Raw genomic sequence first — 10,937 nt, 5'->3', positions numbered from 1 at the left:
TTATTCATATTTATTTAATATCACAGGTCCATCTTATCGAATCAAAGATAAATTAAATCCTAAAAAAACTGAGAACACTTAATTGCAACAAATTGGTCAAATTATCTTGACTTTTATAAGACAGCGAGGTCTAACCCATATGGTATCCGTTTATACTTTTAGTTTTAAATAAATAACGATATTAGAAAAGAAGTAATTACTATTGTTGTTAAACAATAGCGATTACTTCTTTTTTGTTTTAAGAAAGCGAAGTGATAGAAAACATAAAAATTAAAAAAATTTAATTCGGGAGGGAGTATATGGAGTTAGATGAAAAAAAGATGTGTGAAGCAGTAGAACCTATTTTAGAGTATCTCTCAATCACATTAAGATCAGAGCGATTCAAATATCAAATTGAGGGATATGGTGAAAATTTCACTATTGAACTAAATCCGTTAGATAACGAGTTAGATATTACATTAAATTCGTCATCATTGGTTAAATTCGATAGTAGTAAATCTTCAATTGATTCTACTTCATATGAAAGAAGATTACACAAATTAATAGAGCAAAGTCGAATTGAGTATATGAGAATTAATATGCTATTAGGAAATATTAATAAACTTCAATATAAACAAAAATACATTTTGATTTATGGTGCGTTATTAAAAAAAAGTATAGGAAGTATTTGTAAAAAATTAAACATTAGCAATTCTTCCTATTATCGATTGTTACACATTGCAAAATTTAACTTAGCTCTACTGCTACCCGAAACATATCAGTTAAAGAAAAGTGAAAAAAAGGAGTAAGAGTATGAACGTTATTAGTATTGTAAACATGAAAGGTGGAGTAACTAAAACCACAACTGCTACTTCTGTAGCAAAAGGTCTAGTAGATAAAGGATATAAGGTTCTTCTAATTGATGCAGATCCTCAAGCAAATGCAACAGATATAGTTGGGAAAATAGGAAATGAACTTACTGAAAAATTTATTAAAGAGTTTACCGATGAAAATATTAAGAACCAGCAAGATTTTTTTAAAAAATTAAATGAATGTCTATATGAAGATTATGAGATTAACAGCAATCTTAAAGATGTTTTTAAAAATCCAGAGGATATTAACAGAATTATAAGACATTCTGATATAGAAAATCTTGATTATATACCCGCTGCATTATCGTTAACTGAAACAAAGATAAAAACTGTTCTTTGTTTAGATATAGATAATAAACATATTCTTAACGAAGCGTTTAGCCATATAGAAGATAAATACGATTACTGCATTATAGATAATGCCCCTGATGATTCAATCATTCTTACAAATGTTATTAATGTATCCAATTTAGTGATTGTACCTATTAAGTGCGACAAAGGATCATTAAAAGGATTGATCGTAACAATTAATAAACTATCAAGATTACAAAAAGAAGCAATACGTTTAAAAATGGACATGAATTTTGATTTAAAAATTCTAATGACAATGATGAATAAAAATAAAATTGATTCAAGTATTTTGCAGTTATTTGAAAAATATTGTGGAGATATGCTACTCAATACAAAAATCAGATATCGTGCTAAACCAGCCAGTGAATCTTCAATTAACAATCAATACTTAATTGATTCTAAATTAAATATTGGTTGGGAGCTAAAAAAATTAACCAATGAAATAGAGGAATATTTTAATGATTAGAATAGAAATTTTGATTCCTTTTATCGATCACGAACATACTTATCAATCAGCTAAGGTACGATTAGAAACTATTAAAAAAATCATATCAACATCTGGCTTTTATGAAATTAAAAAAATACAGATTCATGAGATAAACTCAATAGATTTAAAGACAATCGTTAAAGTAAAAATAAGTAACACAAGCGAGCCATATGTATATGAATTATTAGATGTAGCTAATAAAGTATTCAACACTAATGAAAAGATTTTCTTTTATTACTATACATTGAGAGGTTTTTCGAGTACTGAACTACAAAACGGTATCAATGAAGAAAATGTAATCATTAATAATGTTTCGAGAATTAAGGATTCAATATTAAAAAAATTAAAGTATTCAATTCAAAACATAATTATATACAAGAATGAAATTATATATCAGGAGGACAATTATGATTGATTTTAATTTAGAAGAATATGATGAAAGCTCTGATGAAATTATAAATGAGATAAATCGCATGAAAAAAACCGACACAATTTCTATAAAAGATATAATTTTAAATCCTCTAAACCCAGAAATCGATAGTGATGAAGATATAAGAGAATTTGCAGATAAATTATATCACTCTAAAGATGGTGTTATTGAAAGCATAACTGTTTATAAAACAGATAATGGAAAATATATGCTATTAAGCGGTCATAAACGTATCAAGGCTTGTAGATACAATATAGAGCATGAATATGAATTAGATGGTTCAGGCAATATACAAAAAGTTGTATTTGCAAATATTTTAGATAAACCTGCAAACATAAAGGATGAAATGAATATGATCCTCGATTTTAACGATTATAGACGTTTAGATACGTTTGAAGCAAAATACAAGCTATTTCTCCCCTACTATCAAGTAGTAGCAATAATGATCAAGCAAAATGAATTTAAAGGAAGAATTAGAGAATATATAGCTAAAAGAAGTGGCATGGGATTAAAAGTTGTTGGCGAATGTATAAAGAAGTTAAAAGATGATGTACTAAAGCAACTGCTAGTATTTCAAAAAGAAGTAAATAAAGGAAATATGCAATTAAGTGATAAAAAAGATTTTCTAATTAAAACAACTAATTTACCAGCAGAAACAATAGAAATAGTATTAACAAAATTAAAAGATGATATAGAAATTATCAAAAAAGATGAAGAAAAACAACTAGAAAAAGAAAAAATGAAAAGACAATACAAATACATCTCTGATGATTTATGCAAATATCTGGATACAAAATGTGTGATAAGTCCAAATAATAAAATAACAATTAATTGTGGATCAATAGAACAATTAAATCAAGTTTTAAAGAAGATAGGACTAAAATACGATGAATAATGAATGGATCACTTTATCAACATCAGAGAAACAGCAAGCATTATTAATCATTATTTTTCTAATAGGTATGCTATTCATAGTTTCTGTATCAATACTGTTTTATATAAAAGGTATCAATAAATTATCAAAAAAAATCGGAAAAAAACATAAAAACTTAATAAATGAAAAAAAAGGCGATTTTATCGATAAAAATCAAAAAAAAAAACATTAAAGCAGCGCAAGGAGGTCATTCGATGATTACTTATAATGAATATATTTCCTACCATACTCTTAATAACCGTGAGGAAGTATTAGCATGGATAAAAAAGGATAACACAATTTATTCTAACAATGATAATTATTTAAGCATTGTTGAACATTTACTTAATCATAAAGAACAAACTAAAAGAGATTACCAACCCAGAGGTAATAAACAAAGTTATAACAATATCTATGCCCACCGTATTGAAGTTATGTTACCAAAAAGCATAACTAACAATGAGTTACCCGACTTTATATCCACATATATGTCTGCAATTGATAGTTTATATAAAAGCAATAGATATCTTTATATGTATAGAACATATAAACAAGGTACTGGATTATATGCCGATATTGTCTGTTTTACACGTAAATTTTATAAAAGAAAACAAAAGAAACTAATGGTCTGGGATCAAGATTATTACTGGAATCCACTGACAAAAAGAAGATGTAAAAAACATAATCAACATGCTCAATTATTACATAAAAAAGGTGATTTGAAATTAGATAGCAACGGTAATAAACAATATACAAGTTACTATGTATCATTAAAAGAATCGCAAATATTTAAGTATAAATCATTTAAACGATTCATTAATCGCCTTAAAAAAGCAATTAAATATACAAAACAATTATTATATCGAGATTATTATAATTCTCAAATTAAATATTTTTCTTATATTACCATAGATAAAAATATTTCGATTTTAAGAAAAAGAAAAATAGAAATTAAAAATAATCTAATAAAGAGAATAAATATATCTATCTATAAATATCAAACAGATTTAATCAATGGATATTTTTATGATGAAGTAGAAAAAGAATTTCATAAAGTAATATTCAAAATAGACAAGTTATTACATGATACGACTTTCAAAGATACAGATACTAATTCAAATGTATACTTAGGTTTCAAACAATCATTTGCTTCATTAAATAATAATATCGATATTTTAGAAGAAAATATAAATTATCTTTTAAATAACTGGTGGGAGAATCATATATATATCCCCTACTTTCATGAAATTACAAGAGGTGATAAATATGTTTTGTCAAATTAATTTAAACATAAACAATAATTCAAAGAAAATTCTTTCCATCATTACAAATGATGAAATAAGAAATATAGATCGTGGTGAAGGATTAATAGATATATTGATAAACAATAATTATACACTATCTGAAATCATAGACTGTTTACATATGAATGATAACTATAATCTAGACAATATTGATATTAATATCTCTCCAGAAAGAGTAATAAATTTTACAAATAAATGACGGTGATGATATGAAGAAATTTAACGATTTAACTATTTCTATTTTTAATTATTTTATTATCTATCTTTTTTTAGAAAGCTTTATTTTAGCTTTAGTTCCTAATAAATATATTGAAATAACAAGATTTTTTTCGACACTAATAGTTTTTATTATAAGCATATATGCCTCTAGAAACTATTTTAAAACGACGTTTTTGAAAAATTGTATTGAATGTTTAGAAAAATCAATTTCTTTAGGATTTTATACATTTTTATTGGTATTTCTAAATCTAACATTAAGTAGTATTCAAAGAACTGTATTCAATGCTGATTTAACATCAGTAAATAATAATCAAATTGTACAAGCAGCATTAAATAATCCAATACTTATTGGAATTATAATAATAATTTTTTTACCAGTTATAGAAGAATTACTGTTCAAATATCAGTTATTCAAAAACACAGCATTTTTAAACAATCATTGGATATTAAAAACAATCGTATTAGGTATCATTTTTGCCAGTATGCACTGCTTTACAGAAATAATTTCATTAGATTATTATGCTTTGATTAGCTTTGCAAATTATTTCTTGTTCTATTTTATAACGAATATTATATATAGAAAATCTGACAATCTAATGATGCCTATAACGATCCATTGTTTATATAACACAATTAGCTACATATTAATTTTTTAAAAGGAGAACAAACATGAAAATATTTGAATTAATTAAAAATAATAAAAAATATAAACTGGTCACAATTGTCACAATAGTATTAATCATAGCAATTGCTTCAATTGGTATTTATGCATTGAATAACAACAAACCCGAATTCAAACTAATTAATAATAACGTAATAAAAATCGAATACGGAAATAATTATACTATCAAACCAATTGATCTGATTGATACTTCTAAATATTCAGAAAATCAAATTAAAGACTTAAAAGAAAAAATTACAGTTGATAGTAATATAAAAAACGAGAATGAAAAATCATATCCTGCCATAGGGAATTATTTTATTAAGCTAGTATATGATAATAAAACACTAACAAAAAAATTAACTGTCGAAGATACCACAGCTCCAACAATAACTACTGAATATTCTAGTATCGATATCGTGCAAGGAACTGATTTATCTACCTATGATTTTCAATCATTATTTATTATAAATGATTTATCCCAATATACTTTCAATGCAGATTTTTCAACTATTGATAGTAATACTACTGGTACATACAGTCTAAAAGCTACTGCATTAGACAACAGTAATAACAAAAATGAAATTGAATTAGCAATAAATATTACACCACTTCCTAACGAAAATCAGGAATTAGTAACCGAAACAGTTACTAACGAAGATGGGACAAAAAGCATAAGAAATACTTTAAAAGAAAAAACAGTTTCTAAAAATACAGATAAAAAAAATTCTAGTGATAAATCTACGTCTAATAAGAATAATTCAAATAATAGTAGTAACTCTACCAATAATTCTAATCAAAGTTTCGTTGCAAACATGTCTATTAGTAAGCAATGCAACCAAGCAATTATTGTAGTTGGAGATGGTGGTAGCTATGCAACTTTATCATTGCACACAAAAATAAATGGAGTATGGACTCAACAACTAAGCTGTAGTGCAAGAGTAGGACGAAATGGGATCACATCAAATAAAAGAGAGGGAGATGGAAAAACTCCTAGTGGTATTTATTCATTTGGTCAAGCATTTGGAACAGCTGGTAATCCAGGTACTTCTAGAAGCTGGTTGCAAGTAAATAATAATCATTATTGGGTCGATGACAGTAATAGCCCATATTATAACAAATTAGTAGATGCCAGCCAGACTGGTATTCAATGGAATAGCGCTGAACATTTAGCTAGTTATCCAACTGCATATAAATATGCAATTGCAGTAAATTATAACACTGCATGTACTCCTAATGCTGGATCTGCAATATTCTTGCATTGCAGTACTGGAGGTTCTACTGCTGGTTGCATTAGTGTTTCACAAACAAACATGATTAGAATATTACAATCATTGCAAAGCGATACTTTGATTGGAATTTATAGTAATTCAAATAGTTTATATTAAATAAAAAGATACCGCCCAAATTAATAAAGCAATAGAGCAATGTTCTCGGCGGGTTGATATATACATGAAGGTGGTTCCCCTTTCTCGTTCTCACACCACCTTCATATAGATAAGAAGGTGAAAATAATGTTAGGGTTTATTATAAAAAATGAAGATGATTTGATTAAAAAAATCAGCAATGGTTTGTTACAGAAAGAAATATATGATTATCTTGATGAAATTACAATTAATGATGACCTGTATGAATATTTTGAAGCTGAAATTAACAATATATATTACAGTTATGAAGATATTGAAACTCCTACCGATTCAATAAGCTTAACTTTAAATATCCTCATAAAAAATGTATATGAAAGATTTTTAGAAGAAAAAGAATTGGAAAGACAATATGAAAATTCTTATGAGATAGATTTATAGATCAGGTTCGAAAGGAGTGTATAAAAATGAAAGCTATTATATATTGCAGTATTTCTAATCCAAAAGATATTAAATTATTAGATTATCAAGAAACAGTATTAAAAAACATATTAATTAGCAAACATATCAAAATCGATTTAGTAGTAAAAGAAATAAAAGATGGTTCAAAATCATCTTATGAATTTGATAGTGTAATAAACAGAATAAAGCACAGTAAAGTAAATTATTTAGCAATATATGATACTACAAGAATTACTACTAATAAAGAAAAATTTATAGAGTTTGAAATGCTATGTAATATGCATAATGTTCAAATACTAAAATACAAATAAAGAAGGTTTAAAAATGAATAATGAATTCAAAAAGATAGTATTACAAGAAGATATAGCTTATTTAATTGATTGTCTTAACAGAACACTCAATGAAAAAAATTATCAAATTAATGATGATCATTTAATTCTTTTAAAAAAAATAAAGAATCTAAAAAAAGAGATATCAGAAAGCTAAGATCGGAGTGATTATGATGAATATAAACTGTTTTAGAACAAAAGAAGATTCTATTACTTATGTTGAAGAACTTAAAAGAAAACATATACGATTTATTTATATGATTAAAACAACAAAAAGTTTTGGAAGATATTATGTTGTTTACTGTATAACGAATAAACTATATATGGTTTAGCATTACATACAAGAAATTAATTGAGTAATAATATCTGAATTTATAGGAGGAAATAAAATATGAAATGGACATTAATAAAAATATATTCTAATGGGTATGCATTATGGATCAATGAAAATGGTATTCGAGAATGTTTTTATATAGGAATTGATCCCAATGAAAGCAATGATTAAAAATACACATGATTAAAACCATATACTAAGAGAGAGGAGTAATATAATGTACGTTATTGGTTACTGTGATGGAATATATGCTGGAACATATGATAATGCTAATGGAACTTATCTCTATTCCAGCAATTCTTCAAACAAGAAAGAACCCAAAATATTTAAAACCTTAAAGGGAGTTACGAATCATATCAGCAATCTAAAAAAGAAAATTCCATATCCTGACACATACAACTTTAAAATAAAAGAATGGACAGATAAAGATTATGAAAAATATTTAAATTCTATTGGAATTGACTTATTAGAAACTAAAATAAAACAATTAAAAAATGAAAAAGAGAAATATTGGAAAAAAGTTTTTAAAAAAGTAAAAGGTGAAATCGAAGTAATTAGAATAGAGATTGAAGATAATATTGGAATCGTTACATATTATATGCCATATTCGACCTATGAACATGAATTCTTTTTTCAAGCAGATTTAGATACAGATAAGGTAATAAGTGCATTTTGTGATGCAGTTAATCAAGAAGCAGAAAATATGATCCAAACAATAAGAGATTGTTCAAAGGATTTAAAGAATTTATTTTAAAGATAATCTTAAATCAAAAACGGAGGAATAAAGTGAAGAACATTGAAAGATTAAGAAGTTTTGATATTGATTTTGATTTTCTTGAAAGTAATTTTGCTGGTTCATATTGTATGAATTAAACAAATGATAGAGAGTTGATTATATGATTAAAGAGCAATATGAAAAGGCATTAGGTAGAATTATTAATGATGATTATTATTTTCCCAACGATATTTATGATGAAGATAAAGCAAGTGCGTTTGAAAAAGATGTTGATATGTTAGAACATCTTATTGAAACACATTTTAAACTTGTTGAAAAATACAATGATCTTTATGACAGACATATAAAACAGGCTGAAAAGCTCGTTAATGAACATAAAGATTTAAAATTAAAATACTCTAAAATACTTGATGATGTACATGATTATAGACATGAAACACACCTAATGAAAATGACAATAAGAAATTTATGTGTGCATTTTAATTGTAAAAACGAAGAAGAACTTAAGAACATTTATTTGTGCAAACCATATAAAGCTGAAGATTTAAAGGTAGGTATGTATATATGGGATGAAAATCCTGATTTTGAAGAATTCAGAATTTTTAAAATTGAAAAAATACTAACCGAAAAAGATTGTGAGTATTTATATAAAGATAGAAATAAAAAAATATTTATTGATAACATGACTAATCATGCTAGAGAATTTGAAGAAGATCGGTTTTTTCCATTAACAAAAGGAATGCATGTGAATTTAAAGGGTATTACAAAATAAATGATTAAAGGTGGAACTTGTTCCACCTTTAGAAAGGAATTGATAAATAATGTCAACAAAAACAACAAAATGGAGAAAAAATGAATTTCAATATTTACAAGAAATGATGTATAGAAAGCAAATAAAAGAAAAAATAGATTTGTATAACAGGTATTCAGATGTACTAGATTTCAAAGATAAAAACGAATTAAAAAGGCTAAGAAAAATCCAGAAATCATTTTTGATAATAGGCAAAACAAGTCAATCAAAGTAATTCTTTTGACATTAAGAAAATTTTTGAATTTTTAATAAGCTGCTTTTTTATAGAATCATCATATTTCTTTAAAAAAATACTATAAAATTCATTAATTATATAATGAAACACATAGCTAAAATCATTACAATAACAAGATCTTGGTATCTGACTATAAGGTAAATAATAAATATCAAAAACTCTGTTTTCATATAAAAATTTTTCAAAAGTATGATTACCATCAATAATAGTAAATCTACAATCTATTGTGTTGAAATCAGTAACAATAATTTTTGAATTATAGTTTATTTTTGGATTAAAATCAATAGGATACTCATGATAAACCATACTAAAATCAATCTCATTACTTTTATATGATTCAAGTTGAATTTGATTATTTTCTATAAGTTGAAGAAGTTGAGGAATATTAAAATCAATATGGTATAAACCAAAAAAACCTAGATCATAGTCTTGTGTATATGGTGTTGTTGCTTCAAATAAAGCTTGATATGTTAATTGCTCATTGACTGCAATATTTTTAAAAATTTTCTTGATTATTTTAAAATATCTATATGTATAAATGTGTTTGTTTCTATTATATGTATCGTCTATATAATTCAATAATAATTTTTTGTCCATAACAACTGGCATATTAAAATCACCTTTCTATTGTTTGATTATCTTTATATCACAAATATATCATAAAACAATTATAACAGATAATAATCTATCAATAAAGTAATGGATTGAGAGAGGAGGATTTTTTTGAATGTAGAAATTTTAAAAAACAAAATGAAAGAAAAAAATATAAGTATATATCGTCTATCTAAGATTACTGGATTGAATGATACAGGTATAGGTAGAATAATTGGTGAAAAGAAAAAAAATCCACAGATAGAAACTATTGTCAAAATAGCATATGCGCTAGATTTAACAAATGATGAATTTATCAAATTATGTGGGTATAAAAGTGATGAGAATGAATAGATATGGAATTTATTCTATGCTAGAAAGGAACCATAAATCATGAATAATAATCTATTGATAACAAAATAAAATCTAATAACTGGACAACTTATCGATTAGCTAAACAAATGAATTTAGAACAAAATCGTATAGAAAAAGTTGTGAATGGAAAGGTCAAAGATCCAAGAATATCAACTGTTGTAAAAATAGCAAAAGCGCTAAATCTAACAGATGATGAATTTATCGAATTATGTGGGTATAAAAGTCATAAACAAGATTAAAGGTGGAACAAGTTCCATCTTTGGAAAGGAATTGATAAATAATGTCAATAAAAACAACAAAATGGAGAAAAAATGAATATTTGTGAAATATTAAATAAAGCAATAATTAAAGATTAATAAATAATTTATAAAAAATACTGAATTGTAGCTAGAATAAAAAAATCATATACAATATTTTTAATATTTAAATTCATAACTATCACCAATTTTGTATTTTTTTATTCTAGCTACAATTCAGTATTTTT

Annotated in this window: 18 protein-coding genes; 17 read left to right on the top strand and 1 reads right to left on the bottom strand. The window is 25.2% G+C overall.

Features of this window, described 5'->3' with window-relative positions; all coding sequences use genetic code 11:
- The first annotated feature begins 299 nt into the window (after positions 1-299).
- From B5E92_RS14005 to B5E92_RS13940, 15 genes are all read left to right on the top strand, one after another.
- Positions 300-788 (top strand): hypothetical protein, encoded by a 489-nt coding sequence (locus B5E92_RS14005; RefSeq protein ID WP_087303213.1) that lies wholly within the window; start codon positions 300-302, stop codon positions 786-788.
- Between the two features lie 4 nt (positions 789-792).
- Positions 793-1,668: a ParA family protein gene (locus B5E92_RS14000; protein WP_087303211.1), complete on the top strand. Its 876-nt coding sequence runs from the start codon at positions 793-795 to the stop codon at positions 1,666-1,668.
- Complete coding sequence (locus tag B5E92_RS13995; protein WP_087303209.1) at positions 1,661-2,104, top strand: hypothetical protein; 444 nt, start codon at positions 1,661-1,663, stop codon at positions 2,102-2,104. The genes B5E92_RS14000 and B5E92_RS13995 overlap by 8 nt, the downstream gene beginning before the upstream one ends.
- Positions 2,097-3,014, top strand: a complete 918-nt coding sequence (locus B5E92_RS13990; RefSeq protein WP_158095246.1) for a ParB N-terminal domain-containing protein — start codon at positions 2,097-2,099, stop codon at positions 3,012-3,014. The genes B5E92_RS13995 and B5E92_RS13990 overlap by 8 nt, the downstream gene beginning before the upstream one ends.
- Positions 3,007-3,225, top strand: coding sequence for a hypothetical protein (locus tag B5E92_RS13985; RefSeq protein ID WP_087303205.1), 219 nt, complete (start codon positions 3,007-3,009; stop codon positions 3,223-3,225). Before B5E92_RS13990 ends, B5E92_RS13985 begins: the two co-directional genes overlap by 8 nt.
- 22 nt (positions 3,226-3,247) lie before the next feature.
- Positions 3,248-4,315: a hypothetical protein gene (locus tag B5E92_RS13980; RefSeq protein ID WP_087303203.1), complete on the top strand. Its 1,068-nt coding sequence runs from the start codon at positions 3,248-3,250 to the stop codon at positions 4,313-4,315.
- Between the two features lie 230 nt (positions 4,316-4,545).
- Positions 4,546-5,211 (top strand): CPBP family intramembrane glutamic endopeptidase, encoded by a 666-nt coding sequence (locus B5E92_RS13970; protein ID WP_087303199.1) that lies wholly within the window; start codon positions 4,546-4,548, stop codon positions 5,209-5,211.
- A gap of 13 nt (positions 5,212-5,224) precedes the next feature.
- Positions 5,225-6,604 (top strand): L,D-transpeptidase, encoded by a 1,380-nt coding sequence (locus B5E92_RS13965; protein WP_087303197.1) that lies wholly within the window; start codon positions 5,225-5,227, stop codon positions 6,602-6,604.
- A gap of 126 nt (positions 6,605-6,730) precedes the next feature.
- Entirely contained in the window at positions 6,731-7,021 is a 291-nt protein-coding gene (locus tag B5E92_RS13960) for a hypothetical protein (RefSeq protein WP_087303195.1), read from the top strand.
- A 26-nt stretch (positions 7,022-7,047) separates the two neighbouring features.
- Positions 7,048-7,353: a hypothetical protein gene (locus B5E92_RS13955; protein ID WP_087303193.1), complete on the top strand. Its 306-nt coding sequence runs from the start codon at positions 7,048-7,050 to the stop codon at positions 7,351-7,353.
- A 13-nt stretch (positions 7,354-7,366) separates the two neighbouring features.
- A complete protein-coding gene (locus B5E92_RS15555; RefSeq protein WP_158095245.1) occupies positions 7,367-7,528 on the top strand; it encodes a hypothetical protein in 162 nt (53 codons plus the stop codon).
- 16 nt (positions 7,529-7,544) lie between these two features.
- Positions 7,545-7,703: a hypothetical protein gene (locus B5E92_RS15550; protein ID WP_158095244.1), complete on the top strand. Its 159-nt coding sequence runs from the start codon at positions 7,545-7,547 to the stop codon at positions 7,701-7,703.
- A gap of 219 nt (positions 7,704-7,922) precedes the next feature.
- Complete coding sequence (locus B5E92_RS13950; protein WP_087303191.1) at positions 7,923-8,459, top strand: hypothetical protein; 537 nt, start codon at positions 7,923-7,925, stop codon at positions 8,457-8,459.
- A gap of 142 nt (positions 8,460-8,601) precedes the next feature.
- On the top strand, positions 8,602-9,213 hold the full coding sequence (locus tag B5E92_RS15725; protein ID WP_204245282.1) for a hypothetical protein: 612 nt from the start codon (positions 8,602-8,604) through the stop codon (positions 9,211-9,213).
- Positions 9,214-9,262: 49 nt separating this feature from the next.
- On the top strand, positions 9,263-9,466 hold the full coding sequence (locus B5E92_RS13940; protein ID WP_087303189.1) for a hypothetical protein: 204 nt from the start codon (positions 9,263-9,265) through the stop codon (positions 9,464-9,466).
- Here B5E92_RS13940 and B5E92_RS13935 read toward each other — a convergent pair.
- The gene (locus B5E92_RS13935; RefSeq protein ID WP_087303187.1) at positions 9,458-10,096 is read right to left on the bottom strand and encodes a hypothetical protein; all 639 of its coding nucleotides are present in this window, start codon (positions 10,094-10,096) and stop codon (positions 9,458-9,460) included. The genes B5E92_RS13940 and B5E92_RS13935 overlap by 9 nt on opposite strands.
- Positions 10,097-10,210: 114 nt before the next feature.
- Here B5E92_RS13935 and B5E92_RS13930 point away from each other — a divergent pair, with 114 nt between their 5' ends.
- Both B5E92_RS13930 and B5E92_RS13925 read left to right on the top strand, forming a co-directional pair.
- Positions 10,211-10,432 carry a helix-turn-helix transcriptional regulator gene (locus tag B5E92_RS13930; protein ID WP_239406487.1) on the top strand — a complete coding sequence of 74 codons (222 nt, stop codon included), beginning with the start codon at positions 10,211-10,213 and terminating at the stop codon, positions 10,430-10,432.
- A gap of 53 nt (positions 10,433-10,485) precedes the next feature.
- Entirely contained in the window at positions 10,486-10,692 is a 207-nt protein-coding gene (locus tag B5E92_RS13925) for a helix-turn-helix domain-containing protein (RefSeq protein ID WP_087303185.1), read from the top strand.
- Positions 10,693-10,937 lie beyond the last annotated feature (245 nt).

Origin of the sequence: Erysipelatoclostridium sp. An15, from assembly GCF_002160675.1 — a bacterium.
GTDB classification, from domain to species: domain Bacteria; phylum Bacillota_I; class Bacilli_A; order Erysipelotrichales; family Coprobacillaceae; genus Thomasclavelia; species Thomasclavelia merdavium.
The sequence above is the reverse complement of the archived record's forward strand: the minus strand, read 5'-3'. Positions and strand labels throughout refer to the sequence as shown.

Excerpts from the sequence above, each read along its gene's own strand:
- B5E92_RS13980 (WP_087303203.1), top strand. The coding sequence starts at position 3,248 with ATGATTACTTATAATGAATATATTTCCTACCATACTCTTAATAACCGT.
- B5E92_RS13960 (WP_087303195.1), top strand. The coding sequence starts at position 6,731 with ATGTTAGGGTTTATTATAAAAAATGAAGATGATTTGATTAAAAAAATC.
- B5E92_RS13970 (WP_087303199.1), top strand. The coding sequence starts at position 4,546 with ATGAAGAAATTTAACGATTTAACTATTTCTATTTTTAATTATTTTATT.
- B5E92_RS13985 (WP_087303205.1), top strand. The coding sequence starts at position 3,007 with ATGAATAATGAATGGATCACTTTATCAACATCAGAGAAACAGCAAGCA.
- B5E92_RS15555 (WP_158095245.1), top strand. The coding sequence starts at position 7,367 with ATGAATAATGAATTCAAAAAGATAGTATTACAAGAAGATATAGCTTAT.
- B5E92_RS13955 (WP_087303193.1), top strand. The coding sequence starts at position 7,048 with ATGAAAGCTATTATATATTGCAGTATTTCTAATCCAAAAGATATTAAA.
- B5E92_RS13940 (WP_087303189.1), top strand. The coding sequence starts at position 9,263 with ATGTCAACAAAAACAACAAAATGGAGAAAAAATGAATTTCAATATTTA.
- B5E92_RS13990 (WP_158095246.1), top strand. The coding sequence starts at position 2,097 with ATGATTGATTTTAATTTAGAAGAATATGATGAAAGCTCTGATGAAATT.
- B5E92_RS15725 (WP_204245282.1), top strand. The coding sequence starts at position 8,602 with ATGATTAAAGAGCAATATGAAAAGGCATTAGGTAGAATTATTAATGAT.
- B5E92_RS13950 (WP_087303191.1), top strand. The coding sequence starts at position 7,923 with ATGTACGTTATTGGTTACTGTGATGGAATATATGCTGGAACATATGAT.
- B5E92_RS14000 (WP_087303211.1), top strand. The coding sequence starts at position 793 with ATGAACGTTATTAGTATTGTAAACATGAAAGGTGGAGTAACTAAAACC.
- B5E92_RS13995 (WP_087303209.1), top strand. The coding sequence starts at position 1,661 with ATGATTAGAATAGAAATTTTGATTCCTTTTATCGATCACGAACATACT.
- B5E92_RS15550 (WP_158095244.1), top strand. The coding sequence starts at position 7,545 with ATGAATATAAACTGTTTTAGAACAAAAGAAGATTCTATTACTTATGTT.
- B5E92_RS13965 (WP_087303197.1), top strand. The coding sequence starts at position 5,225 with ATGAAAATATTTGAATTAATTAAAAATAATAAAAAATATAAACTGGTC.
- B5E92_RS13935 (WP_087303187.1), bottom strand. The coding sequence starts at position 10,096 with ATGCCAGTTGTTATGGACAAAAAATTATTATTGAATTATATAGACGAT.
- B5E92_RS14005 (WP_087303213.1), top strand. The coding sequence starts at position 300 with ATGGAGTTAGATGAAAAAAAGATGTGTGAAGCAGTAGAACCTATTTTA.